22 protein-coding genes and 1 tRNA gene are annotated in these 24,850 nt (G+C 65.1%); 12 read left to right on the forward strand and 11 right to left on the reverse strand.

The features are described 5' to 3' along the window. Positions 1 to 24: 24 nt before the first annotated feature. Positions 25 to 861, reverse strand: a complete 837-nt coding sequence (locus AN936_RS21430; RefSeq protein WP_054590485.1) for an alpha/beta fold hydrolase — start codon at positions 859 to 861, stop codon at positions 25 to 27. Between the two features lie 67 nt (positions 862 to 928). Beyond that, positions 929 to 1,588, reverse strand: coding sequence for a hydrolase (locus AN936_RS21435; protein WP_054589847.1), 660 nt, complete (start codon positions 1,586 to 1,588; stop codon positions 929 to 931). A 398-nt stretch (positions 1,589 to 1,986) separates the two neighbouring features. On the opposite strand from AN936_RS21435, the gene AN936_RS21440 reads away from it, so the two are divergent. From AN936_RS21440 to AN936_RS21465, 6 genes are all read left to right on the forward strand, one after another. Next, positions 1,987 to 4,266, forward strand: a complete 2,280-nt coding sequence (locus AN936_RS21440; protein ID WP_234715674.1) for a TonB-dependent receptor — start codon at positions 1,987 to 1,989, stop codon at positions 4,264 to 4,266. Positions 4,267 to 4,269: 3 nt separating this feature from the next. After that, positions 4,270 to 5,598 (forward strand): spinster family MFS transporter, encoded by a 1,329-nt coding sequence (locus AN936_RS21445; RefSeq protein ID WP_054589849.1) that lies wholly within the window; start codon positions 4,270 to 4,272, stop codon positions 5,596 to 5,598. Next, entirely contained in the window at positions 5,595 to 7,223 is a 1,629-nt protein-coding gene (locus AN936_RS21450; protein WP_054589850.1) for a carboxylesterase/lipase family protein, read from the forward strand. Before AN936_RS21445 ends, AN936_RS21450 begins: the two co-directional genes overlap by 4 nt. Further along, positions 7,220 to 8,806: an AMP-binding protein gene (locus AN936_RS21455; protein ID WP_054589851.1), complete on the forward strand. Its 1,587-nt coding sequence runs from the start codon at positions 7,220 to 7,222 to the stop codon at positions 8,804 to 8,806. The genes AN936_RS21450 and AN936_RS21455 overlap by 4 nt, the downstream gene beginning before the upstream one ends. After that, on the forward strand, positions 8,793 to 9,545 hold the full coding sequence (locus AN936_RS21460) for a TetR/AcrR family transcriptional regulator (RefSeq protein ID WP_234715675.1): 753 nt from the start codon (positions 8,793 to 8,795) through the stop codon (positions 9,543 to 9,545). Before AN936_RS21455 ends, AN936_RS21460 begins: the two co-directional genes overlap by 14 nt. A 76-nt stretch (positions 9,546 to 9,621) precedes the next feature. Beyond that, on the forward strand, positions 9,622 to 10,509 hold the full coding sequence (locus tag AN936_RS21465) for an SDR family NAD(P)-dependent oxidoreductase (protein WP_054589852.1): 888 nt from the start codon (positions 9,622 to 9,624) through the stop codon (positions 10,507 to 10,509). Between the two features lie 200 nt (positions 10,510 to 10,709). Here AN936_RS21465 and AN936_RS21470 read toward each other — a convergent pair whose 3' ends face one another. Continuing rightward, the gene (locus AN936_RS21470; RefSeq protein WP_054589853.1) at positions 10,710 to 11,039 is read right to left on the reverse strand and encodes an SMI1/KNR4 family protein; all 330 of its coding nucleotides are present in this window, start codon (positions 11,037 to 11,039) and stop codon (positions 10,710 to 10,712) included. 686 nt (positions 11,040 to 11,725) lie between these two features. Here AN936_RS21470 and AN936_RS21475 point away from each other — a divergent pair. Continuing rightward, positions 11,726 to 12,070, forward strand: coding sequence for a hypothetical protein (locus AN936_RS21475; RefSeq protein WP_054589854.1), 345 nt, complete (start codon positions 11,726 to 11,728; stop codon positions 12,068 to 12,070). 105 nt (positions 12,071 to 12,175) lie between these two features. Here the strand turns inward: AN936_RS21475 and AN936_RS25645 are convergent, their stop codons facing one another. Then, positions 12,176 to 12,499 carry a hypothetical protein gene (locus tag AN936_RS25645; RefSeq protein WP_234715857.1) on the reverse strand — a complete coding sequence of 108 codons (324 nt, stop codon included), beginning with the start codon at positions 12,497 to 12,499 and terminating at the stop codon, positions 12,176 to 12,178. Here AN936_RS25645 and AN936_RS21480 point away from each other — a divergent pair. Next, entirely contained in the window at positions 12,386 to 12,832 is a 447-nt protein-coding gene (locus AN936_RS21480) for a murein L,D-transpeptidase catalytic domain-containing protein (RefSeq protein ID WP_234715854.1), read from the forward strand. The two genes, AN936_RS25645 and AN936_RS21480, sit on opposite strands and share 114 nt — an antisense overlap. Positions 12,833 to 13,251: 419 nt before the next feature. Here the strand turns inward: AN936_RS21480 and AN936_RS21485 are convergent. Beyond that, positions 13,252 to 13,326, reverse strand: a tRNA-Glu gene (locus AN936_RS21485). A 58-nt stretch (positions 13,327 to 13,384) separates the two neighbouring features. Beyond that, entirely contained in the window at positions 13,385 to 14,809 is a 1,425-nt protein-coding gene (locus AN936_RS21490; RefSeq protein ID WP_054590487.1) for an amino acid permease, read from the reverse strand. Between the two features lie 144 nt (positions 14,810 to 14,953). Here AN936_RS21490 and AN936_RS21495 point away from each other — a divergent pair, with 144 nt between their 5' ends. After that, on the forward strand, positions 14,954 to 15,979 hold the full coding sequence (locus AN936_RS21495; protein ID WP_054589856.1) for an Ldh family oxidoreductase: 1,026 nt from the start codon (positions 14,954 to 14,956) through the stop codon (positions 15,977 to 15,979). Positions 15,980 to 16,001: 22 nt separating this feature from the next. On the opposite strand, the gene AN936_RS21500 is transcribed toward AN936_RS21495, so the two are convergent. The 4 genes from AN936_RS21500 to AN936_RS21515 form a co-directional block, all read right to left on the reverse strand. After that, positions 16,002 to 16,661 (reverse strand): GntR family transcriptional regulator, encoded by a 660-nt coding sequence (locus AN936_RS21500; RefSeq protein WP_054589857.1) that lies wholly within the window; start codon positions 16,659 to 16,661, stop codon positions 16,002 to 16,004. A gap of 70 nt (positions 16,662 to 16,731) precedes the next feature. Further along, positions 16,732 to 17,979 carry an NAD(P)/FAD-dependent oxidoreductase gene (locus AN936_RS21505; RefSeq protein WP_054589858.1) on the reverse strand — a complete coding sequence of 416 codons (1,248 nt, stop codon included), beginning with the start codon at positions 17,977 to 17,979 and terminating at the stop codon, positions 16,732 to 16,734. Beyond that, positions 17,976 to 18,971, reverse strand: a complete 996-nt coding sequence (locus AN936_RS21510) for a 4-hydroxyproline epimerase (RefSeq protein ID WP_054589859.1) — start codon at positions 18,969 to 18,971, stop codon at positions 17,976 to 17,978. The genes AN936_RS21505 and AN936_RS21510 overlap by 4 nt, the downstream gene beginning before the upstream one ends. A 10-nt stretch (positions 18,972 to 18,981) precedes the next feature. Then, positions 18,982 to 19,905, reverse strand: coding sequence for a dihydrodipicolinate synthase family protein (locus tag AN936_RS21515; protein WP_234715676.1), 924 nt, complete (start codon positions 19,903 to 19,905; stop codon positions 18,982 to 18,984). Positions 19,906 to 20,012: 107 nt separating this feature from the next. On the opposite strand from AN936_RS21515, the gene AN936_RS21520 reads away from it, so the two are divergent. Both AN936_RS21520 and AN936_RS21525 read left to right on the forward strand, forming a co-directional pair. Then, positions 20,013 to 21,443: an aldehyde dehydrogenase family protein gene (locus AN936_RS21520; protein WP_054589861.1), complete on the forward strand. Its 1,431-nt coding sequence runs from the start codon at positions 20,013 to 20,015 to the stop codon at positions 21,441 to 21,443. A 254-nt stretch (positions 21,444 to 21,697) separates the two neighbouring features. Then, entirely contained in the window at positions 21,698 to 23,140 is a 1,443-nt protein-coding gene (locus AN936_RS21525; protein ID WP_054589862.1) for an amidohydrolase family protein, read from the forward strand. 37 nt (positions 23,141 to 23,177) lie between these two features. On the opposite strand, the gene AN936_RS21530 is transcribed toward AN936_RS21525, so the two are convergent. Then, positions 23,178 to 23,768, reverse strand: coding sequence for a TetR/AcrR family transcriptional regulator (locus tag AN936_RS21530; RefSeq protein WP_054589863.1), 591 nt, complete (start codon positions 23,766 to 23,768; stop codon positions 23,178 to 23,180). A gap of 187 nt (positions 23,769 to 23,955) precedes the next feature. On the opposite strand from AN936_RS21530, the gene AN936_RS21535 reads away from it, so the two are divergent. Beyond that, the gene (locus tag AN936_RS21535; RefSeq protein WP_054589864.1) at positions 23,956 to 24,846 is read left to right on the forward strand and encodes an ABC transporter ATP-binding protein; all 891 of its coding nucleotides are present in this window, start codon (positions 23,956 to 23,958) and stop codon (positions 24,844 to 24,846) included. The last annotated feature ends 4 nt before the right edge of the window (positions 24,847 to 24,850 follow it).

Genomic DNA, 24,850 nt, shown 5'->3' on the forward strand with positions numbered 1-24,850 from the left:
GGGTCCGTTCTCCCTCTTTATGCCTCAGGCCTGCACGAAGGCGAGCAGGTCGGGGTTGATGACGTCGGCGTTGACGGTCAGCATGCCATGGCTGAAGCCCTCGTAGATCTTCAGCGTCGCGTTCGGCAGGATTTCGGCCTGCAGCACGCCGGCATTCTTGTACGGCACGACCTGGTCGTCGTCGCCGTGCAGGACGAGCGTAGGCACGCTGATCGCCTTCAAATCATCGGTTTGGTCGGTTTCCGAAAAGGCTTTCACCCCGTCATAATGCGCCTTGGCGCTGCCCATCATGCCCTGGCGCCACCAATTGTCGATGACTGCGGGAATGACATTCGCTCCGTCACGATTGAAGCCGTAGAAGGGGCCCGAGGGCAGGTCGCGAAAGAATTTCGAGCGGTTGGCGGCGAGGTCGCCGCGGATGCCGTCGAACACTTCGATCGGAAGGCCGCCGGGATAGCGGTCGGTCTTCAGCATGATCGGCGGCACCGCCGAGACGAGAACCGCCTTGGCGACGCGGCCCTGCGGAATGCCGTAGCGGGCGACATAGGCTGCGACTTCGCCGCCGCCGGTCGAGTGACCGATATGGATCGCATTCTTGAGGTCGAGATGCTCCATGACGGCCGCGGCGTCTGCTGCATAATGGTCCATGTCGTGGCCGCCGCTCACCTGTGCCGAACGACCATGGCCGCGGCGGTCGTGTGCGACGACACGGTAGCCGTTGGCGAGGAAGAAGAGCATCTGGATGTCCCAGTCGTCCGACGACAGCGGCCAGCCGTGGTGGAAGACGATCGGCTGGGCGTCCTTGGGCCCCCAGTCCTTGTAGAAGATTTCGACGCCGTCCTTGGTGGTCACATAGCTCATCATGAAAATCCTTTCGATTGGCAGGAAAAAAGGCCGGATGTGATACCCTCCGGCCTGGTGGGCAAAATCAGTGGCCGCCCTCGGAAGCGCCGAACATCGTCTTGGCATAGGTGATGCCGAGGCCGTAGGCGCCGCCCCACTTGCGGGCGATGCCGGTGGTCAGGTCGTAGGTTTCGGCGCGCGCCCAGTCCCGCTGCAGTTCGAGCAGATACTGCAGTGAGGTGATGGGCTTCGCTCCGGCCTGCACCATGCGTTCGACAGCGCGCTCATGCGCTTCGGTCGAAATGTCGCCGCTGGCATCGGTGATGACATAGGCTTCATAGCCCTGTTCGAGCGCCGAGAGCACGGGACCAACAATGCAGACCGAGGTCCACAGGCCGGCGAACACGAGCCGTTCCTTGCCGATCCGATTGACCTCTTCGATGACCGCGGCGTCTTCCCATGTATTCATGCTCGTGCGATCGAGCAGCTTCTGGCTGGGGAAGGCTTCAGTGATCTCGTCGAACATCGGACCCGAGAAACTCTTCTCGGCGACCGTGGTCAGGATGGTCGGGACGTTGAAGCCGGCGGCGCCATTGGCGACGAGCGCAGCGTTGTTGCGAAGCAGTTCGGCGGGGATCGACTTGGTGGCGAAGGCCATCTGCGATTGGAAATCGATAAGGACCAGCGCATGGTTGCTGGGATCCAGCAGCGCTTTGGCGGGGGTCGGGGTGGCTTTGATCGACATGGCTGAAGCTCCTGTTTGCTAAACTGCATTCCCGATCCGTTCGGGACGAGGTCGGTTTACGCTGGAGCATTTATGCGAAACAGGCATATAAAATTATCCTGACTATTCGATAAAATAGAAAAGATGGCGCTCGGTCTGTAAAGACCGCTTTTCGAACTGGCTCTAGAAGCGGACCGTCTCGTACCGGCCACGAACGGACGCGGCTTCATTTACCCTGATCGACCAGGCAATCGCGGCATCATGGATTCATTCACGCTCAAGAGAGTGAATATTGACTCTTGATCTGGACGCTGCCACTAACGGGTCATGCCGACGATCGAGCGGCGATGAATGGGAGAGGGCAAATGAGGGTTCAGCTGTTTGCGTCCGTATGCGCGGGCGCACTTTTCGCAATCCCGGTGGGCGCTGCCGCACAGGATGCCGCCGACGCCGCACCGCAGACCGATGAAACGCCCGAGGGCAACGATATCATCGTCACCGCGACGCGCCGCGCCGAACGCATTCAGGACGTGCCGATCAGCATCTCGGCCTTCTCACAGGAAGAGCTAACCGAAAAGGGCATCGTCGGTTACGAAGGCATCGGCCGTGAGACCCCCGGCGTCGTGCTCAATAAGCCGACCGCGAACTTCAGTAATTTCACCGCGCGCGGCATCGCAACCAACGGCTATAACGCCAATCTGCAAAGCTCGGTCGCGATCTATATCGACGAGCTTCCCGTTTCGACGATCGGCAATACCACTGTCGTCGACCCGAATTTGTTCGACGTTGAACGCGTCGAATTCCTGCGCGGACCGCAGGGCACGCTCTTCGGCTCGGGCTCGCTGTCGGGTGCGATGCGCATCCTCCAGAAAACCCCCGACCTCAATGATTTCGATGTTTCGGCGCTCGTCGATATCGGGCTCACCGGATCGGATTCGATCCGCCAGCGCTATAATGCGATGGTCAATGTGCCGCTGGTCGAGGACAAGCTGGCCCTGCGCGTCGTCGGTTTCTACCGCGACGAGGAAGGCTATCTCGACAATGTCGGGACGGGGGTCAAAAATTCGAACACGCTGATCGATTATGGCGGCCGCGCGACCTTGCTGTGGCGCCCGACCGACCGCCTGTCGATCAAGCTGCTCGGCTCGTACGAATATAGCAATCCCAAGGATTCGTCGCTGACCAGCCCGTCGCTCGGGCGCAACAAGCGCGTCTCGGACCAGCCCGATCGCTTCACCGGCAAGCAGCTGATCGCCAATGCGACGATCGACTATGAATTCGACTTCGCCAAACTCACCAGTTCGTCGACCTATTCGGATTTCGACCAGCGCTTCTACGTCGACCTCGCCGGCACCTTCCAGCCCGGCTCCTTCGCCGGCGCGCCGATCGCCTTCGGTCTCGACGCCGATGGTTATGACAAGGTGTTCGTGCAGGAAACGCGCCTCGCGTCGACGCTCAACGGGCCGTTCCAGTTCGTCGTCGGCGGCTTCTATCTCGATCGCCGCCGCGACGTCGATTATTTCTACCGGTCGAACCTGGCGTTTCTCGCGTCGCGTAACATGACGGGGCTGCCCGACCAATATTATCAGAAGCAATATACCCATTCGCTCAGCAAGGAACTCGCGGGCTTTGGCGAGCTGACCTATCGTTTCTCGGACAATTTCTGGCTGACGGGCGGCCTGCGTTATGGCGAGACGTCGGCGCAGGGCTTTACCGAGGCGGGCGGTTATCTCGCGACGGCCTCCGGTTTCTTCAATCTGAATTATCTCCAGGCCGCGCTCGCCGGGCTGAGGGGACCGACGGGCGCCTATCTGCCGGTCAATTTCGACACCTTCACGCCCTATGCCGCCGTGACTGGTCTCAAGGCAAAGGGCTCGAAGCCGTCGTGGAAGGCGAGCGCGACCTTCAAGCCGAGCGAGACGCTCACCACCTATGCGACCTTCTCGACGGGGTTCCGCGCGCCGATCGTCAACGCCTTCGCCGGCCGGGCGAGCGTCGTCGACGCCAACGACATCATCATTCCCTTCGGCGCAACCTCCGACAGTCTCGAAAGCTATGAGGTCGGCGCAAAGGGGCGCTGGCTGGGCGGGCGCGTCAGCATCAATGCCGCCTTCTACCTGATCGACTGGAGCAACATCCAGGCACAGGCGAACCGCGTATCGGATTCGGTGCAATTCGCGACCAACATCGGCGCGGCGCGCAGTAAGGGGTTCGAGTTCGAGGTCAATGTGATCCCGGCGACCGGGGTATCGATCGGCTTCAACGGCGCCTACAATGATAGCAAGATCACCAAGCTGTCGCCCGCCGAGGCGGCGATTTCGGGCGCGGTGCTCGGGCACCGGCTGTCGGCGCCGCGGATCCAGGGGTCGGCCTATATGTCGTACAGCTTCAAGCTCGCTACCGACGTCGACGCGATGCTGGCGGTCAACGCACAGCATATCGGCGCATATAACAGCAGCTTCCCGAACACGCCGGGCGCCCCGAACGTGCCGCTCGCGACGTTCGGGAAAACCGACGCCTACAGCAACGTGAACATGAGCTTCGGTTTGAAGAAGGGTGATATTTCGGCGCAGCTCTATGTCGAAAATCTCTTCGACGATCATTCGATCACCTACATCCATCCCGAGGCCTTCCTGAACAGCCGCTTCGGGACGATGCGTCCACGCACCTTCGGCATTCGTCTCGGTTACGGACTCTAAGCGGTGGCTGGCGCAGAAGCCGCCCTCTCCCCGGCCGCAGCGTCCCAAGATTCGGGCACGCGGCCGGGGAGCAATCCGACCTTTGTGCTGGGTATGCTCTGCCTCGTCTATGTGCTGAACTTCCTCGATCGGCAGCTGCTGTCGATCCTCGCCAAGCCGATCCAGGATGCGCTCCGGATCAGCGACGGCCAGCTCGGGCTGATCAGCGGGCTCTATTTCGCGATGTTCTATTGCTTCATCGCGATCCCGGTCGGCTGGTTTGCCGATCGCACGAGCCGCGTCGGCGTCCTGTCCGCCGCCTGCGCGATCTGGAGCGGCGCGACCGTCGCGTGCGGCATGGCCGCCAACTACACCCAACTCGTCGTGGCGCGCATGGTCGTCGGCTTCGGCGAGGCGGGCGGTGTACCGCCCTCCTATGCGATCATCACCGACACCTATCCGCCCGGCAAACGCGCCGCGGCGCTCGGAATTTTCAACCTCGGCCCGGCGATCGGCGCAGCGGCGGGCGTGGCGTTCGGCGCCGCGATCGCCGAGCGCTTTGGCTGGCGCATTCCCTTCATCGCGGTGGGCGCGATCGGGATCGTCACCGCAGCGGTGGTATGGCTGACGGTGCGCGAGCCGAAGCGCGGCGCGACCGATGTCGCGGCTTCGCCCGCAGGCGCCGACGACAAGGCGGCCTTCTGGCCGACAGTGCGCATGTTCCTGTCGCATCCGATCCTGATGCTGGCGGCGTTGGGCAGCGGCGCGACGCAGTTCGTCACCTATGGTCTCGGCAATTTTGCGGCGCTGTTCCTGATGCGCGAGAAGGGCATGGAGCTGGGCGACGTTGCGATCTGGTATGCGCTGGTGCTGCTCATCGGCATGGGCGGCGGAATGATCGTCTCGGGCCGCGTGATCGACCGCATGGTGCGCAAATCGCGCGCCGGCTATGCGATTGCTCCGGCGCTCTCGCTGGTCGTCGCGATGCCCTTTTATATCGCCTTCGTCTGGGCGCCCGGCTGGCCGCTCGCGCTGGCGCTGCTCACCGTGGTGATGATCTTCAACTATTTCTACCTCTCGGCCTCGGTCGCGCTGGTTCAGGAGGAAGTGAAACCGAACCAGCGCGTGCTGGCGGGCGCCTTGCTGTTGCTCATCATGAACTTCATCGGATTGGGGCTGGGGCCGACATGGGTCGGTTTCGCCAGCGACTGGTTCAAGGCGCAGGGCGACCTTCATGGGTTGCAGACGGCGCTCTACACGCTGACGCCCTTTTATCTGATCGCGATCGGGCTCTTCCTCTGGCTCGCGCGGCGGCTCCGCCGAGAGGATGGCCGTCAGGAGTTGGCAGCATGAAGAAATTGCACATCCTGTTGTCCGCAACCGGGCTTCTCGTGGCAACACCCGCCGTCGCGGCGAGCCCGGTGGTCGAGGCTCCCGCGGGCGCCGTCGAAGGCAAGACCGTCGGCAAGGTCCGCGAGTTCAAGGGCATCCCCTTCGCCCAGCCGCCGGTCGGGCCGCTCCGCTGGAAAGCCCCACTGCCTCTGCCGGCATGGCAGGGCGCGCGCAAGGCGCAGAGCTTCGGCGCCGCGTGCATCCAGCCGCGCCCGACCGCGGTGCACATCTACGCCAATCCGCCCGCGAAGATTTCGGAGGATTGCCTGACGCTCAATATCTGGGCGCCCGAAAAGGTGACGGGCGCTCCGGTAATCGTGTGGATTCACGGTGGCGCGCTTGCCACAGGCTACAGTCATGAGGGCATGTACGACGGCGCGAAGCTGGCGGCGCGCGGTGCCATTGTTGTGTCGATCAACTACCGCCTCGGCGTCCTCGGCTATATGGCGCATCCGGGGCTCAGCGCGGAATCGCCCGACGGCGTGTCGGGCAATTATGGGCTGCTCGACCAGATCGCCGCGCTCGAATGGGTGAAGGCGAATATCGGTGCGTTCGGCGGCGATGCGGCCAATGTCACGATCGCCGGCGAGTCCGCGGGCGCGCTCAGCGTGCTGTATCTGATGGCCTCGCCTAAGGCGCGCGGGCTGTTTCACAAGGCGATCGCGCAGAGCGCCTATATGATCTCGACCCCGTCGCTGAAGGACGTGCGCCATGGCGAGCCCGCCGCCGAAGCGACGGGCGAAAGGGTCGCCGCCGCGCTCGGCGCCGCCGACATCGCGGCGCTGCGCAAGGTCGATCCGGTCGCGCTGACCGATGGCGCGGCCAAGGCGGGTTATTTCCCATGGGGCACCGTCGACGGCAAGATTTTGCCCGACCAGCTCGTCGACATCTTCGACCGCGGCGAGCAGGCGCCGGTGCCGATGATCGCCGGGTTCAACATCGGCGAGATTCGTTCGCTGCGCATCCTTGCGCCTCCGGTTCCCGCCAATGCCGCCGCCTATGAAGCCGCGATCCGTGATCGCTATGGCGACCTCGCCGATGCCTGGCTCAAACTCTATCCGGCAAAGGATCTTGCCGAAACGATCCTCGCGGCCCCGCGCGACGCGCTCTATGGCTGGACGTCCGAACGGCTCGCGATCAAACAGACCGCGCTCGGCCAACCGGCCTACCTCTACCTCTTCGACCATGGCTATCCCGCGGCGAGCGAAGCCGGACTGCACGGATTTCATGCCGCCGAAATTCCGTTTATATTCGGCACCGCCGGCGATACGCCGCCCTATTGGCCCAAAATCCCCGATACCGTTTCCGAGCGTCGCTTCGCAACCGCGATGGGCGACTATTGGGTTTCCTTCGCGAAGACGGGCAAGCCCGCGGCGGCGGGGCAGGCGGCATGGCGCCCTTACGGCACCGACGCCGCCTTCATGGCCTTTGCCGATGTGCCGCGTCCCGGCGCGCGGCTGATGCCCGGCATGTATGCGCTGCACGAGGCCGCCGTCTGCCGCCGCCGGGCGGCGGGCAACCAGCCGTGGAACTGGAACACGGGTATCGTCTCGCCCGTCCTTGCGAAGGACGCAAATTGTCCATGATCCACGGCATGATGCAGGATTATCCGCTGACCCTCGACAAATTCCTCGACCATGCCGCGCGCTGGCATGGCGAGGCCGAGGTCGTAACTGCGTGCGAAGATGGGAGCGTTGCGCGGATCGGCTATGCCGCACTCCGCGACCGCAGTCTCGCCATCTCCTCACTGCTCGCCGGCTTGGGGGTGGGCGAGAGCGACCGCGTCGCGACGCTCGCATGGAATAGCCAGGCGCATGTCGAGGCTTGGTATGCGACGCTGGGCATCGGCGCCGTTTGCCATACGCTCAATCCGCGCCTCACCGCGCCGCAACTCGCGGCGATGGCGGTGCAGTCGGGCGCCAGGCTGCTGATCGTCAGCGCCGACCTGCTGCCGCTTGCGCGGTCGATCGTCGAGCGTGCGCCCGCGATCGCGCAGGTGCTGGTGATCGACGGGCCCGCCGGAGATTGGCCGGCTGCGGCGCCGCCGCTTCACGAACTCGAAGCTCTGATGGCCGACGCGCCGGGTGGGACCTTATGGGGCGGTTTCGACGAACGCTCGCCTGCCGGGCTCTGCTTTACTTCGGGAACGACGGGTGCGCCGAAGGGCGTAACCTACACACACCGCGCAAGCTTCCTCCATACGCTGCGCGCATTGCAGGCCGACGTAATGGCCTTCACCCACCGTGATGCGGTGCTCGCGGTGGTGCCGATGTTCCACGCCAATGCCTGGGGCTTGCCCTTCGCGCTGCCTGCGGTGGGCGGAAAGCTCGTGCTCCCCGGTCGGCAGGCCGACGGTGCAAGCCTCGCGCGGCTGATCGCGGCCGAGGGCGTTACGGTCGGCGTCGGCGTTCCGACGGTATGGCTCGGCGTCGTCGAACATATCGAGGCGACGGGTGGCGACCTGCCGTCACTCAAACGCATCATCGTCGGCGGCGCGCCGATGGCGCCCGCGCTGATGGAGCGCATCGAGCGGCGCCTTGGCGTTACCGTGCAGACGAGCTGGGGCATGACCGAGTTGTCGCCGCTCGGTACGATTGCGCCGCCGGATGACCCGCTGCGCACCGCATCGGTATCGGGACGTCCGGCGATCGGCGTCGACCTGCTGCTCACCGACGCCGCCGGCGTGGCCCTGCCGGAACAGCGCGGAGTCGAGGGGCATTTGCGCGTTCGCGGATCGGCAGTGGTCGAACGCTATCTCGGGCAAACGGAGTCCGCCACCGACGATGACGGCTGGTTCGCGACCGGCGACCTCGCCCGGCTCGATGCGCGCGGCAATCTGTCGATCACCGGCCGCGCCAAGGATCTGATCAAATCGGGCGGCGAATGGATCAATCCCGCCGAGATCGAGGCCGTCGTCGGAGCCTTGCCGCAGGTGTCGCTTGCGGCGGTCATCGGCCGCGAAGATCCCAAATGGGGCGAGCGGCCGGTGCTGCTCGTTGAACTCGGTTCGGGAGCCCAAATCAGCGACGCCGATCTGCTGGCGCCGCTTGCGGGCCGTGTGGCACCTTGGTGGATTCCCGATGCGGTCGTGCGCCTCGCGTCCATGCCGCTGGCGCCGACGGGAAAAATCGATAAGATTCGCTTGCGGAACGACCATGGCGCGGGTTGATCGGCAAGCGGGCGTCGCGGCAGGGGCGGCGACGGAACAGGAACTGAAAGTCGGACGAGTGGCAGAAGAGGCGAAAACGCGTCGGCGATCGACCAAGGCCGAACAGCGCGCCGAAACGATGGAGCAGATCCTCGACGAGGCTGAACTGCTCTTCTCACGGCACGGTCTGCACGGGGTGACGCTAAAGGATGTCGCGAAGCGCGTCGGCGTCCACCACACGCTGCTCAACTATTATTTCGAGGACAAGAAAAAGCTGTTCGACGCCGTTTTTGCGCGGCGCGCAGTTGTGACGAGCACCAAGCGGATGCAGGCGCTCGACGAATATGATCGCGCGAGCGGCGGCAAGCCGACGATCGAGGGCGCGCTCCATGCCTTCCTCGACACCGACCTCGATCTCTACATCCACGGCGGCGACGGCTGGAAAAATTACGGCGCGCTGGGCGCGCAGGTCGCCAACACCCCCGAATGGGGCGCCGAGCTGATGGACAGCCATTTTGACCCGGTGGTTCTTCGCCTGATCGAACTTCTGAAAAAGGCGATGCCCGATTGCGCTGAAGAGGACATCTTCTGGGGCTATCACTTCGTCACCGGTGCACTGATGGTCACGCTCGCACGCACCGGACGCATCGACAAGCTGTCGGGCGGCGTCTGCAAGTCCGAGGATTTCGAAGCCATCAAGGCGCGCATGGCCGCCTTCATGGCGGCGGGTTTCCGGCAAATCTGCAACAAAAAGGCTTAGGCGTCAGGGCTGGTTCGCCCGTTCGTCTTTTGCCTGTCCAATATATTAACTCACTAGAGAGTGAATGGAGATTGATATGGAAGACGAGATTCGTCCGCTTCGGGACCGGGTAGCGATGGTGACCGGGGCCGGTGGCGGATTGGGCCGCGCCCATGCGCTCTACCTCGCAAGGCAGGGCGCACGTGTCGTGGTGAACGACCTCGCACTGTCTGCTGCCGAGCAAGTCGCGTCGGAGATTGTCGCGAATGGCGGAGAGGCGCTGGCGATCGCTGCTTCGGTGACCGACGAAGCCACGGTCGAGGCGATGGTTCGCCACACGATCGATGCGTGGGGACGCATCGACATCCTCGTCAACAACGCAGGCATCCTGCGCGACAAGAGCTTCGCCAAGATGAGCATCGACGATTTTCGTCTGGTCGTCGACGTCCACCTGATGGGTGCCGCGATCTGCTGCAAGGCGGTGTGGGAGGTGATGCGCGCGCAGCAATATGGCCGCATCGTCATGACGACCTCATCGTCGGGACTCTGGGGCAATTTCGGGCAGGCGAATTACGGCGCCGCCAAGATGGCGCTCGTCGGGCTGATGCAGACGCTGGCGATCGAGGGCGAGAAATATGGCATCCGCGTCAACAGTCTCGCGCCGACCGCCGCGACGCAGATGACGCAGGGGGTTTTGTCCGAACAGAGTCTCGCGGCGCTTGATCCGATATGCGTCAGTCCCGGGCTGCTGGCCTTGGTCGGTAATGCTGCGCCGACGCGCGCCATCCTCTGCGCTGGGGCAGGGCATTTCGCGAGTGCCGAAATCACGCTGTCTCGTGGCGCCTTCATCGGACGCGATGCCGATGCCGGAGATCGCCTGACCGATCAATGGTCAAGCGTGACCGCGCGGGAAGAGGCGATCGTTCCCGCCTATGGCTTTATGCAGGCGGAGCGCGAGGTGGCCAGTGCACGCGCGGATCGTTGAATCCGACGTCGGTTGCTCCCCATTTCTTTTAGGAGCGGCCTGACCGCTATCGGCCAGGTGCAGCGATCGCTTTCCTGGTGAAAATGGAACCTGCTAAACGGCTGCTGTTGGGATGGTGAGCTACCCTTACCCCTCTCCTCAGGGAAGAGCGCCTTTGAGGGCGGCTGACCGGTATCGAACATTGCGTTTCACGCCTCGCTTTACAAAAATCGGCCGGGGGCACCTAGCAGTATACGCGCGCCTTCGTGAAAATCATTTGTTGGCGGGTGCTTCAATCTGAACCGCCGCAAGGCTTCCTCGTCGGCGGCGATTTCCAGTCTGAAATTGCCGTTCTCCAGCGGCGTTGCGATCCACTCCAAAAAATGAGCGAGTGACTCCGCGAGGACGATTTTCACGTCCTCGTCGCGCCCGAAGAGGATGATCTGCCCAACTCGGCCCCCTGGCCAGGGATCGAGGTCGAGACCGATGTGGCCGCCTGACCCATCTGCGGTGAGCGGTATCCAGCGCGGGTTGGTGTAGGCCGGATCCACGGCGCCATCGGGCCATCCCTTGCCAGGAATAGCATAACGGCTGCCTAAATCGGTCGCCGTTTGCCGCCATTGCCGCTAACGCCCAGGACGGACTGCGCGGACCCGCGTCAACCGCCACGCCGCACATCCGCGATACCGTGATCGCGGCAACCACCTTGTTCTGGATCGCGACGCTGCGCGACGACACGGCTGCACGCGCGGACCTAGACCGGTTCGGCGCGAACCTGCCTCCCGCCGATCGCTTCGAGCATCGGTAGTCGTGGGACGCGGACACTGTCTTCATTTTGGGGCTGTCCGTCGTCAGAATATTCGGCACAGTTCGCGGCGCAGGTCGGCAGAGTGCGGGCCTCGCTTGGAGTTGATGTTGAGCGACGAGCCCTTTGACAAAGTTGGGACAGGCTTTGCGGTGCCGCAAGCGCCGGCGTGACGACCGGCTCCTCTCGATCCTTGCGCTCGGAATAGCGGTCGGCGAGCTGCTCGGCATGCCAGCAGGTGTTCTGTGCCCTTTTCTGCAGATCTCGATCCAAAAGCGGCCCGGCAGCAAACGGCCATAGCCAGTCCTACTGAGCGAAGCAGCTTGCGGATCGCAGGCTGCCCCACTGGGAGAAGCGCGAATTTGCGGGTAATTGTCATCGGGAGCAGACTATGATCTTCCGGCGAGCTCAAAGCTCAACATGGGAGGGACTATGATCTGGTTCAGGGTTTTTCTTGCGGCATGCCTGCTATCGATCCTCATCTACACCGGCGTCACGATCGGCGCGCATGGATGGAATCTGCTGCCGATATTCTTCGGCGACATGGCCGCGATGGCGTGGCCCGGCCAGTTCAATTTCGACTTTTTCACCTTTCTTCTGCTCTCAGGAATCTGGACCGCATGGCGCATCGACTTCAGCCTCGGCGGCCTTGCGCTTGGCCTAATTGCAGTGTTGGGCGGAATGCTATTTCTGTCGATCTACCTGCTCACCCTCAGCTATCAGCATCAGGGTGACATCGGCGAGATGATGCTCGGAGCCAAGCGGATGCGTAAGTGATCCGCCCTTGGGCAGCCGTAGCTGGCTTCGGGTTTACAGCCAATCAGCCCGCGAAGCGCCCCCGATCAGGATTAGTACCTATCTGGAATTAGGCCTCGTCCGTGCTCATTTTGTGGATAACACCAGAAAAGATGGGTCGACAGAAACATCATGACTATTTCCAGGCGTCACCTTCTCGGAGTTGGCGGCGCGCTGGCCCTCAGCATCTTCGGGCCGAATTCCAGCGCAATCGCGGCGCTTCGCGCGCCGAGAGATGATCCGGACCCGCGTCTTGTACGGCTCGCATTGCGCGCACTCGAAGAGCATCGCGGCGCGATAAGTCATCGCGACGTCATCGGCTTCGTCGATTTCAGCCGGGCGTCGCACGAACCGCGCTTTCATATCCTCGATCTGACGACCGGGCGGCACCAAAGCCATCTCGTCGCGCACGGCCGCGGATCGGATCCCGATCACAGCGGTTGGGTGCGTCGCTTGTCAAACACGCCGGGACCGGCTGCCTCGTCAAGCGGTGCGTATCTGGTGGGCGAGGATGACATCGGAAGGCACGGGCGCTCGCGGCGTCTCATCGGCCTCGATCCCGAGAACAGCAATGTCGAAGTTCGCCGGATCGTTATTCACGCCGGGCGTTATGTCTCGCCGGAGATTGCGCGTCGCGGCAAGCTCGGCCGCAGCGAAGGCTGCTTCGCCGTAGCGCAGTCGGATATAAAGCTGCTGCTTGAACGCCTTGGACCCGGCCGGATGATCTATGCGGCCAAAATATAGCCAGTTTTGATTACGGGACTGCCCTGAATCAGATGGCTGCGCCCTGCGCAGGTGCGTGGCCGAGGAAGATCTGGCGACGACGGTCGGGTCGGCCCTCCCGCATGTCTGCCTGGCCCGCCGCCCCAACGACACTTCGCTCAGCCGCCTGGCGCATTGCTGTGGGGAAAACTCGCTCGGTTCTGCAAGAGACAGCGTGACGCACCTTCACGCGGATATGCTGGTTCCAGCGTGCCCGGCCAGCATCGTACGGAGCGACTCTGATGTCTACCGAAGGGAGTCTGCCTGCCGGAGCCGCCGTCGAAGCGGTGGTGGAGGCCCCGACGGCTGCAGCCGGAGCAGGGCGGCATGTGCCGCCCGGGTGGTCGGAAAATCAGTGATTTCGTGCTAAGTCCGCAGAATGAAAACACTCTTAAGAGTGTTGGTGACCCCTACGGGAATCGAACCCGTGTTTCAGCCGTGAGAGGGCCGCGTCCTGACCGCTAGACGAAGGGGCCATGGCGTGGCCGGAGAGCGCCTTTATCCCGCTTGCGCCCGGCAAGCAAGGGCGAGGCGTTACCCGGCCGCCGCCTCGTTCCGCGCCGCGACGCTGCGGGCGCGGCCGTAGGCGAGGTAGAAGACCACGCCGATGACGTTCCACATCGCAAAGCGGGTCAGCGTGTGGGTGGGCAGGCTGGCCAGCAGGTAGAGGCAGCCCAGCACCGCGAGCGTGCCGACGAGATAGGGTTTCGGACAGCGGAACACGCGCGGCAGGTCGGGATCGCGGCGGCGCAGCACCATCATGCACACGGCGACCGCGATGAAGGCGACGAGCGTCCCTGCATTGGCCAATTCGGCGATCTCGTCGAGGCGGAAAAAGCCCGCGACGAGCGCCACGAACACGCCGGTGACGAGGGTGATCGTCGTCGGCGCGCCGCTGCGCGGCGAAATCTTGCTGAGGAAGCGCGGCAGCAGGCCGTCGCGCGCCATGACGAAGAAGATGCGGCTTTGCCCGTACATCATCACGAGGATCACCGACGGCAGCGCGATCAGCGCCGCGAGCCCGATGGCCCAGGCCGCACCCGGATGTCCGAGCGTGCGGAGGACGAAGGCGAGCGGCTCGCTCGACTTGCCGAGATCGATGTACGACACCGAACCGATCGCGCTAATCGCGACGAGCATATAGATGAGCGTGCAGATCGCCATCGACCCGAGGATGCCGATGGTGAGATCGCGCCCGGGGTTCTTGGCCTCTTCGGCCGAGGTCGCCACGGCATCGAAGCCGTAGAAGGCGAAGAAGACGATGGCCGCCGCCGCCATCACCCCGCGCGTCGTGCCACCCTCGACCTGGCTGCCGAACCCGTAGGGCATGAACGGGGTCATCTTGTCCGCGTCGAAGAAAGGCAACGCCAGCACGACGAAAGCGGTCAGCGCGGTGAGCTTGATCGCGACGAGGATGATGTTGAAGGTTGCGCTTTCGCGCGTCCCGGCGATCAGCATGCCGGCGATCGCCAGCGCGACGAGCACCGCGGGCAGGTTGATGATGCCGCCCGCATGCGGTCCCGCTAGCAATTGCGCCGGCAGGTCGACCCCGAGCGACTGGATCCAGCCGACGAGATAGGCCGACCAGCCGACCGCCACCGTCGAGCAGGCAAGCGAATATTCGAGGATCAGGCTCCACCCCACGATCCACGCCAGCGTCTCGCCGAGCACCGAATAGGTATAGGCATAGGCGCCGCCGGCGGTCGGGATCAGCGTGGCCATTTCGGCATAGGCCAGCGCGGCAAAAGCGCATACCGCGCCGGCGATCGCAAAAGCGACGATCACCGCCGGGCCCGCGCGGTCGGCGCCGACGCCGGTTAGCGTATAAATGCCGGTGCCGACGATCGCCCCGACACCGAGCGCGACCAGATGCGGCCAACTCAGCGTCTTGCGCAATCCATGGGCCGCATCGTGCGCACCGCCGATCGGCTTGCGCGGTCCCAGCCATCCCCCTGCCATATTCATCTTCTCCTGCGGTTTCCGGCTGACCTCGCGCCCGGGCGGCGCAAAGGTTGCGATCGGAAACTGGCGCAAAACTTAGCTTCCTCCAAACTTGTAAACAGTATACGAAATGGCGCAAGTTCAAAAATAAGGACCGCAAGGATGGAAAACGGCACGGTGACGATGACGCTGGGCGAGGTCGACAGGCTGGCCCGGCGAGTGCTGACGCAGCACGGGTTGCGCGGCGACCATGTCGATGCGGTGGCGCGGACGATCGTTGCGGGCGAACGCGATGGCTCTGCCAGTCACGGCGTGTACCGGCTGCTCGTCGCGGTGAACACGCTGCGCACGGGCAAGGTCGATCCGGCGATCGAGCCCGTTATAACCCGCCCGGCGCCCGCCCTCGTGAAAGCCGACGCCGGCGGCGCCTTCGCGCAGCTTGCGATCGAGCGCGCCCTGCCGGTGCTGGTCGACAGCGCGCGGACGAACGGTATTGCCGCGCTTGCGGTCAATCGCTGTATCCATTTCGCGGCGCTGTGGCCCGAGGTGGAGATGGTGGTCGCCGAGGGACTGGTCGCGCTGGCGACGACCCCGAGCCACGCCTGGGTCGCCCCCGCGGGAGGTCATCGTCCGCTGCTGGGGACCAATCCGATCGCCTTTGGCTGGCCGCGTCCCGGCGGGTCGCCCTTCGTCTTCGACTTTGCGACCAGCGCGGCGGCGCGCGGCGAGATCGAACTGCATCGCCGCGCGGGCAAGCCGATCCCCGCCGGCTGGGGACTCGACGCCGACGGACAGCCGACCACCGACGCGCAGGCGGCGCTCGACGGCGCGATGCTGACATGGGGCGGCCATAAGGGGTCGGCGCTGTCGATCATGGTCGAACTGATCGCCGGGCCGCTGATCGGCGACCTGACGAGCGCCGAGTCGATGGCGTGGGATGCCGGCGCCGGCGCATCGCCCTATGGCGGCGAGCTGATCGTCGCGATCGATCCGGCCGGATTCCTGGGCCCGGCGGCCGCGGAGCATCTCGCGCGTGCCGAAATATTGTTCGAGGCGATGACCGCGCAGGGCGCCCGATTGCCCGGCGCGCGGCGGCATGCCAACCGGAAGATCAGCGTGGAGGAGGGGGTGCGGGTGCCGTCGGCACTCTATCGCGATATCGTGGCGCTCCTCGAACCCGGGGCCTGAAAGGCCGGCCGGCTGCGCGCGGTCAATCGATCCGGTCGGTGGAAAACTGCCGCCGCAGGTCGTCGATCGTCGCCCGGATATGGGCATCGATGGCCTTGGCGACCGCTGCGCCGTCGCGGTCCAGCCAGTGCCGGAGGATGTCCTGATGTTCCTCATTGGCCCGCTGGTCGCGCCCGAGCGGTTCGAGGTGCTTGCGGACATAACGCTCGCCGAGCACGTGCAGCCGTTCGAGCATGTGGGTGGTGATCGGCTGGTTCGCCGGCTGGATCAATGCGAGGTGGAAGGCGCGATTGAACCGCCCGACGCCGTCGCCATGCGCGTCCGTCACCTTGTCGAGTTCGTCGTGGACCGCGATCGCATGCTGCCGTTCGGCATCGCTGGCGCGCGCCGCGGCCAGTGCGACCAGCTCGGGCTCGAGCTTGAGGCGAAGCGCATAGACCTCCTCGGCCTCGGCAGCGCTGAGCGCGCGGACGAAATAGCCGCGGTTGGCCTGGCTGCGCACCAGCCCTTCCTGTTCGAGCCGGGTCAGCGCCTCGCGCAGCGGGATCTTGCTGATCCCCAGTTCGGCGGCGAGCGTATCCTGCCGGATCGCCTGATCGGCCGGAATCGTACCGTTGAGAATCCGGTCGCGAACGAGGTCGACGAGCTGGTCGGCGAGGTTGCGGACGATAAGATTGGTCATCGATTTAGTTTCGCTTGCCCGCAGCATGAGACGGCCTCAGTCTCTGCCTTACAGCGGGCGCGAGCGCAACTCATGTGAAGCGTCCGAGGTCGAAGGGCGCGAGATCGATAGGGGCAGGTTCGCCATCGACGAGCGCGGCAACCGCTTCGCCGGTCACCGCCGCGAGCGTCAGCCCCAGATGCTGATGACCGAAGGCATAAGCGACGGCAGGCTGTTCGGCGAGACGGCCGATCGCCGGAAGATAATCGGGCAGCGTCGGGCGCGCGCCGATCCATTCGCTCGCGGGCTCGCCGAAATCGAGGCCGAGCGCCGTGACATGCGCGCGCAGCCGTGCCCATTTGCGCGGGTCGGGCGGATCGCCCTCGCGTGCGAATTCGACGAAGCTCGCGGCACGGAGGCCGTGCGCAAAGCGGGTGACGATCATCGAGCGGTCCTCGAACACCATTGGCGGCATGTCGACCGGCCAGCCGGTCGCGGCGCTTTCGATATGATAGCCGCGCTCGGCGATCAGCGGCACCTTATACCCGAGCGGTTTGAGCAGCGGCGCGGACGCGGCGCCGGCGGCGACGAGCGCGAGGCTGGCGGTCAGCGTTGTGCCGTCGTCGAGCGTCACTTTGGCACCCGCAGTGCCGGCAACGCCGACCGCGCGGGCGCGGCGTTCGCGTCCGCCGAGCGCGCGAAAGCGGGCATGAAGCGTCTCGCCGAGCGCCGCCGGATCGGCGATCTGTCCGCTGCCCGCGAACCGGATCGCGCCGGCGAGCGGGGCACGCGTCAGCCGTTGCAGTTCGGCCAGCTCGTGCGGCGGGACGCTATCGAACCGCGCGGTGCCGGTATCGGCCGCTTGCCAGTGGGCGAGCCCGGCGGCGGCGCTCGCGGCGCTTTCCCACACCACGACATGCCCGTCCTCGCGCAGCAGGGCGGGCGCCCCGGCATCGGCGAGCAAGCGCCGCCACGCCGGCAAGGCGTCGGCGAGGATGGCGGAAAGCGCCGCCTTGCCATGGGCAAAGCGGGCCGGCGTGCTCGCGCGGGCGAGCCGGTGCGCGAACGGCAGCCATGTTGCCATCGCGCGTGGCGGCAGGCCGACCGGACCGCCGCTGAGAAAGAGCCGGCGCGGGAAGCTGCGCAGCGTCGCGGGCGAGGCGAGCGGTTCGACCTGTTCGACCGCGATATGGCCGGCGTTGCCCCACGACGCGCCGCGCCAGGGGCCGCTGGGCGCAACGAGCGTCGTCGCGACGCCGCGCCGCTGCAGCGCGATCGCGCTGGCGAGCCCGACGACGCCGTTGCCGATAACGATGGCGGTGGCAGGTCGCTGTGTCACACGACGGTGAAGCCGGCCCAGAACGGGTCCTCGCGGTCGATCCAGATCGTGTTGAGGCCGGTCGCGATCGCCGATCCCTCGATCGAGGGGACGATGCCGTCGATGTCGCCGATCTTCGCCGCCGCCTCGACGCGGCCGATGAAGCGGCTGCCGATATAGCTTTCGTGGACGAAGCGGTCGCCGACGTTCAGCCGTCCGGTCGCGACGAGATGCGCGAGCCGCGCCGAGGTGCCGGTGCCGCACGGGCTGCGATCGATCGCCCGCTCGCCATAGAAGACCGCATTGCGCCCGTCGGCGCCCTCGCCTTTCGGCCGGTCGGCCCACAGCAGGTGGGTGACGCCGCGGATGCTCGGCTCGAGCGGATGAACGGGTTCGTAGATGTCGCGGATCATCGCGCGGATCGTGCGGCTGAGTTCGACGATGCGTGCGGCGCCGAGGTCGTCGAGGCCGGTATAGGCCCCCTGCGGTTCGACGATCGCATAATAGTTGCCGCCATAGGCGACATCGATGGTCAGCGGCTCGAAATCCGGGACGTCGATCTCGATCCCGCGCGCCGCGACATAGGCGGGGACGTTGCGGATGCGGACCGACCGGACGCGATCGCCTTCGGCTTCGTAGGTGATCTCGATCGTCCCCGCGGGAACCTCGACGACCAGCCGTCCGGGTTCGCGCGGGGTGATCAGCCCATGCTCGAGCCCGAAGGTGATCATGCCAATGGTGCCGTGTCCGCACATCGGCAAGCAGCCGCTCGTCTCGATGAACAGGATTGCGGCGTCGGCGTCGCCGCACGGCGGATACAGGAAGCCGCCCGACATCATGTCGTGCCCGCGCGGCTCGAAACACAGCCCGGTCCGGATCCAGTCGAACCGGGCGAGGAAATCGAGCCGGCGTTCCGCCATCGACGCGCCGCGCAGCAGCGGCGCGCCGCCGGCGACCAGCCGGACCGGGTTGCCGGCCGTATGCCCGTCGATACAGAAGAAGCTGTGCCGCATCGGCGTCAGCTTAGGCCGCGACGGACGACTTGGCGACAGGACGCGTGCGGGCCGCTTCCTCGACCATCGCGATCACGTCGGCGCGGCGTTGGCCGGCCAGCGGCAGGCGCGGCAGGCGCACGCGTTCGGAACCGCGCCCCATGATCTCTTCGGCGAGCTTGATCGACTGGACGAGGTCGTGATCGGCATCGAGGTGGAGCAGCGGCATGAACCAGCGGTAGATGCGGCGCGCTTCTTCCCAGTCGCCGCGGTCGACGGCAGCGATCAGCGCGACCGATTCCTGCGGGAAGGCGCTGGTCAGCCCCGACACCCAGCCCGAAGCGCCGAGCATCAGCCCTTCGAGTGCGATATCGTCGAGGCCGGCCATCACCGTGTAGCGGTCGCCATAGCGATTGATCACGTCGGTAAAGCGGCGCGGATCGGGCGCGCTTTCCTTGATCGCGACGATCGTTTCGACGTCGCGAAGACCGTCGAGCGTCGCGAAATCGACGCTGACCCGGTACGCGGGCGGGTTGTTGTAGAGCATGATCGGCAGCCCGGTCGCCCCGGCCACGGTGCGAAAATGGGTCGCGAGTTCGTCGCTCGTCGGGACATAGACCATCGCGGGAAGCAGCATCAGCGCGTCGAGGCCGATCTTCTCGGCTTCTTTCGCATAGGCGACTGCGCGGTGCGTCGTGAATTCCGAAACGCCGGTGACCAGCGGGACGCGTCCGCCGACCGCCTCGACGCCGGCGCGCAGCACCGCAAGCTTCTCGTCGGGGTCGAGCGAATTATTCTCGCCGCACGTGCCGAGCAGGATGAGGCCGTTGACGCCGTCGTCGACCAGCGCGGTCAGCACGCGCTGCGTCGCGTCGATATCGATCGAACCGTCGGCGGAAAATTGCGTCGTCGCGGCCGGGTAAACGCCGCGCCACAAATTGTCTTGATTTGTCACTGGACCTCCTGTCATATGAAGATCGTATACGATATAATCTACACCTTGCCAATCCGGTTTCTGCGGCTCGGCGAACGAAATTTTTCCATCGGGAAAGGGCAGACTTCATGAAGCTATCGCATCTGATCGACGGAGAATGGGTAGCCGGCGATGCGTCGGCGCCCAGCATCAACCCGTCGAATACCGAAGAGGTCGTGGCGCATTATCCATTGGGGGGCGCTGCGGAGGTCGATGCGGCGGTCGCGGCGGCGCGGCGCGCCTTTGGCGGCTGGGCGGCTGCGTCCCCCGAAGCGCGCTCCGACCTGCTCGACCGGGTCGGGTCGGCGGTGATGGCGCGCGCCGCCGAGCTTGGCGAACTGCTCGCGCGCGAGGAAGGCAAGACGCGCGCCGAGGCGACCGGCGAAGTGATGCGCGCCGCGCGCATCTTCAAATATTTCGCCGGCGAGGCGCTGCGCCGCCACGGCCGCACGCTCGAATCGACCCGGCCGGGGCTCGACGTCGAAGTGTGGCGCGAGGCGGTCGGCGTCGTCGGGCTGATCACGCCGTGGAATTTCCCGATCGCGATCCCGGCATGGAAGGCGGCGCCGGCGCTCGCCTTCGGCAATACGGTGGTCCTGAAACCGGCGCAGCACACGCCGGCGGTCGCACATGCGCTCGCCGCGATCATCGCCGAGTGCGGCGCCCCGGCGGGCGTCTTCAACCTCGTCTTGGGTCAGGGCCAAGTCGGCGCGGCGATCGCAGCGCATGGCGATATCGACGCGATATCCTTCACCGGGTCGCAGGCTGTCGGTGGCAAGGTCGCGCAAGCGGCGGTCGCCCGAGGCGCACGCGTCCAGCTCGAAATGGGCGGCAAAAACCCGTTGGTCGTGCTGGCCGACGCCAATCTCGACCGCGCCGTCGCCATCGCGCTCGACGGCGGCTTCTTCCAGACTGGCCAGCGCTGTACTGCGTCGAGCCGGGTGATCGTCGAGGATGCGATCCACGACCGCTTCGTCGCGGCGCTCGCCGAACGGGCCTCGGCGCTCCGCGTCGGTGCCGCGCTCGATCCGGCGACCGAGGTCGGGCCGGCATCGAACGAGAGCCAGTATGAACAGAATCTGCGCTATGTCGACATCGCCACGGCCGACGGCGGCCGGCTGGTCACCGGTGGCGACGCGCTGCGCCTCGATACCCCCGGCTATTATATGCGTCCGGCGCTGATCGCCGACACCGCGCCCGACATGCGGATCAACCGCGAAGAGGTATTCGGGCCGCTCGTCTCGACGGTTCGGGTTAAGGATTATGACGAGGCCCTCGCGGTCGCCAATCAGGGCGACTTCGGGCTGTCGGCGGGGATCGTCACCACCAGCCTGGCGCGGGCGCGGCATTTCCGCCGCAACGTCCGGGCGGGCATGGTGATGGTCAACCTGCCGACCGCCGGGGTCGATTATCATGTGCCGTTCGGCGGCACGCGCGGGTCGAGTTACGGCCCGCGCGAACAGGGTTTCGCGGCGGTGGACTTCTATACGCAGATGAAGACCGTCTATGTCGGCGATTGACCGGGCAGGCTGCAAAATCTGGCGGATATCCTCTAATTACAGCGATTCCCGGCGTTCTCTGCGGCGCCTCTTCAAGGCGTATCACTTAGTTTTCCTAGCCCTCTGGACCAGCATTATTGCGTTGCTTGGGGCTTCATCGGTCACTCATTTTAGAAAGGCGGACATCCATGCAGAGCCGGGATGACAAATTGAAATCGACGCAAAGCGCCAGCCGGCGTTGCGAGGTGTCACGCGAACGAAAAGAGGGGGCCAGGATGAAGATCGCTGCATTGCTTTCGGGGTTGCTGCTGGGTGCGGCCATGATCGCGCCGTCCGCAATCGCGCAGGACAATGGTCCGGAAGCGCGGCCGATCTATAACCGCGACCAGTGGCTGCCGAAATCGGTGCCGACGTCGGACGATGTGCTGCGCATTCCGGTCCCCGCCGACTATAATGCGCCGAAGGGTTCGTTCGTGCTGGTCGGCGGCCGGCTGTTCGACGGCACCGGCAAGGCGGCGCGCCCGGCGACGATCGTCGTGCAGGGCAAGGCGATCACCGCGGTGCTCGGCCCCGACGACAAGAATTGGCCCGCCGATGCCGTCGTTTACGACGTCACCGGCAAGACGGTGATGCCTGGCCTCATCGACCTGCACAGTCATTTGACCTTCATGGAAGGCGCCGACGCGGCGAGCGTTTATTCGTCGGCGAACATGAGCGGCGCCGAATCGGTGATGCGCGGCGTCAAGCGCATGGGCGTCTATCTGCAGGCGGGGGTAACCAGCGTCCGCGACGTCGCGTCGCACGGTGACGCACCATTCGTGCTCAAGCGGTTGCAGGCGACCGGCGAGCTTCCCGGGCCGCGGATCATGGCGGCGGGGCAGCTCATCACCCAGACCGGCGGTCATGGCGCGCTGCACACATTCCAGCCGGGCTATCCCGAAATCCACGACCAGAATCCCAATTCGATGGTGCGTGTCGCGTCGGGTCCCGACCAGTGGCGCGAGGCGGTGCGCATCCAGTTCGCCAAGGGCGCCGACCTGATCAAGCTGGCCAGCGAATATTCGCAGGAAGAAATCACCGCTGCGGTCGACGAGGCGCACTCGCTCGGCCTGCCGGTGACCGTCGACAGCGAAACACAGTACATCGACATGGCGATCAAGGCTGGCGTCGATTCGATCGAACATCCGCTGCCGCGCAGCGACGCGGCGGTCGCGCTGATGGCGAAGCGCGGCATCGCTTCGGTGCCGACGCTGGTTGCCTATCGCGTCATCATGCGCGGCAGCGGCGGCTATTTCGGTTCGACCTCGCGCCGCTTCGAACTTAACGAGCAGGTCAACGAGAATATGGTCGCCAAGATGCGCCGCGCCGGGGTGAAGATGGGCATCGGCCTCGATGTGGTGGCCCTCGCCGGGACGGACTTCCTACCCGGTTCCTATATCGACGAACTCGAAAGCTTCACGCGTATCGGTTTCACCAAGAGCGAAGCGCTGGTCGCGGCGACCAAGACGGGCGCCGAGATCATGCACATGGGCGACCGGCTGGGGACGATCGAGCCCGGCAAGCTGGCCGACATCATCGTCGTCGACGGCAATCCCGACGAGGATTTCGCGGCGCTGCGCAAGGTCAAGACCGCCTTCGTCAACGGCCGCCTGATGCTGCAGGACGGCCGCATCTACAAGCCCGCGCACGAAGAAGTGCCGATGCCGGAGCGGAAATGAAATGACTGCGGGGCGCGCAGATCCGGCCGGGCCGCGATCAGGGCGCGGCGTCGTGGCTGCCGTGGCCCAGCGCGGCCATGGCGGCGGCGATGATCGGCGCGCGCCATTCGCGTTGCAGCCCCATCGTCACCGCAAGCCGCGCCGAGAAATTGGCACCCGCCAAGGCGGTGAAGGCGCGCGCCAGCCGATCGAGATCGGGATCGGCCAGATCGACGCCCAGCGATGCCACGACTTCGAGGCCCAGCTCGGTAAAGCGGGGATCGCGCTCCCCCCCTTCGCTTTCCAGCAGCTCGCCTTCGCGCGCCAGTTGCTGGGCGAAGGTCGACATGCCGGGAAATTCGAAGGTGCTGTCGACGACATTCTCGACGAGGGCGCGGTCGCGGTCGATGCCGGGCGCGAAATCGCCGAGTTTGGCGATCCGCTCGCGCGTCATCTTTTCGTAGCGGTCGACGACCGCGTCGAACAGCGCCTTCTTGCTAGGGTAATGGTGGAGCAGCCCGGCTTTGGAATATTTCAGCGCGTCGGCAATCTGCTGGATCGACGCGCGGGCGAAGCCGTGGCGGCCGAACACGCCCGCGGCGCAATCCAGGATTTCGGCGTCGATTTCGGCGCGGGTCGGTCTTCGCATGGTCGCTTCCTAGCATGGCCGCGTTCGCACCGGTCAATCTTCGATCGCCGTCCGACCCGGTCCCGTTTCACAAAAAACTTGTAACAGTCCAAGTTGGTTGGTAACCGACCATATTGGTCGGATAATGGATAGGCCCGGCGCCATGGCGGCGTCAACCCGTCTTTGAACGTATTTCAGGAGACAGACCTTGCTGAATCTACAGGGTGTTGAGCATGTATATCCCAATGGCACGCGCGCGCTCGACGGCGTGACGATGTCGATCGGCAAGGGCATGTTCGGACTGCTCGGCCCCAATGGTGCGGGCAAATCGTCGCTGATGCGGACGATCGCGACCTTGCAGACGCCGACCGCCGGGGCGATCCGCTTCGGCGACATCGACGTGCTCGCCGAGCCCAGCCGGCTACGCGCGACGCTCGGTTATCTGCCGCAGGATTTCGGCGTCTACCCGCGCGTCTCCGCCTATGACCTGCTCGATCACATGGCATCGCTGAAGGGCGTGGTGAACAGCGCCGACCGCAAGGCGACCGTCGAAACCCTGCTCAACCAGACCAATTTGTGGAATGTCCGGACCAAGGCGGTCGCGGGCTTTTCGGGCGGTATGCGCCAGCGCTTCGGCATCGCGCAGGCGCTGATCGGCAATCCCGAGCTGATCATCGTCGACGAACCGACCGCGGGCCTCGATCCCGAGGAGCGCAACCGCTTCTATAACCTGCTCGTCGAGATCGGCGAGAATGTCGTTGTCATCCTGTCGACGCATATCGTCGAGGACGTCGCCGACCTCTGCCCGCGCATGGCGGTGCTCGCCGGCGGCCGCATCCAGGTCGAGGGTGCGCCGCTCGACCTGATCGAACGCAGCCGCGGCACGATCTGGGCCAAGACGATCGAACGCGACCGGTTGGCCGAGGTGCAGGCAGCGTATGAGGTTATCTCGACGCGCCTGCTGTCTGGCAGCACCATCGTCCATGTCCTGTCGGACAAGGACCCGGGCAATGGCTTCGTGCCGGTCGAGGGCGCGCTCGAGGATGTCTATCTCTCGACGCTCAACCGTTCGCGCCGCGCCGCCGCCCAAGCCGCTTAAGGGG

The organism is Sphingopyxis macrogoltabida, assembly GCF_001307295.1.
In the GTDB taxonomy this organism is placed as follows: Bacteria; Pseudomonadota; Alphaproteobacteria; order Sphingomonadales; family Sphingomonadaceae; genus Sphingopyxis; species Sphingopyxis macrogoltabida_B.

Excerpts from the sequence above, each read along its gene's own strand:
- AN936_RS21455 (WP_054589851.1), top strand. The coding sequence starts at position 7,220 with ATGATCCACGGCATGATGCAGGATTATCCGCTGACCCTCGACAAATTC.
- AN936_RS21510 (WP_054589859.1), bottom strand. The coding sequence starts at position 18,971 with ATGCGGCACAGCTTCTTCTGTATCGACGGGCATACGGCCGGCAACCCG.
- AN936_RS21490 (WP_054590487.1), bottom strand. The coding sequence starts at position 14,809 with ATGGCAGGGGGATGGCTGGGACCGCGCAAGCCGATCGGCGGTGCGCAC.
- AN936_RS21435 (WP_054589847.1), bottom strand. The coding sequence starts at position 1,588 with ATGTCGATCAAAGCCACCCCGACCCCCGCCAAAGCGCTGCTGGATCCC.
- AN936_RS21460 (WP_234715675.1), top strand. The coding sequence starts at position 8,793 with ATGGCGCGGGTTGATCGGCAAGCGGGCGTCGCGGCAGGGGCGGCGACG.
- AN936_RS21450 (WP_054589850.1), top strand. The coding sequence starts at position 5,595 with ATGAAGAAATTGCACATCCTGTTGTCCGCAACCGGGCTTCTCGTGGCA.
- AN936_RS21530 (WP_054589863.1), bottom strand. The coding sequence starts at position 23,768 with ATGCGAAGACCGACCCGCGCCGAAATCGACGCCGAAATCCTGGATTGC.
- AN936_RS21520 (WP_054589861.1), top strand. The coding sequence starts at position 20,013 with ATGAAGCTATCGCATCTGATCGACGGAGAATGGGTAGCCGGCGATGCG.
- AN936_RS21430 (WP_054590485.1), bottom strand. The coding sequence starts at position 861 with ATGAGCTATGTGACCACCAAGGACGGCGTCGAAATCTTCTACAAGGAC.
- AN936_RS21465 (WP_054589852.1), top strand. The coding sequence starts at position 9,622 with ATGGAAGACGAGATTCGTCCGCTTCGGGACCGGGTAGCGATGGTGACC.
- AN936_RS21495 (WP_054589856.1), top strand. The coding sequence starts at position 14,954 with ATGGAAAACGGCACGGTGACGATGACGCTGGGCGAGGTCGACAGGCTG.
- AN936_RS21500 (WP_054589857.1), bottom strand. The coding sequence starts at position 16,661 with ATGACCAATCTTATCGTCCGCAACCTCGCCGACCAGCTCGTCGACCTC.
- AN936_RS21475 (WP_054589854.1), top strand. The coding sequence starts at position 11,726 with ATGATCTGGTTCAGGGTTTTTCTTGCGGCATGCCTGCTATCGATCCTC.
- AN936_RS21525 (WP_054589862.1), top strand. The coding sequence starts at position 21,698 with ATGAAGATCGCTGCATTGCTTTCGGGGTTGCTGCTGGGTGCGGCCATG.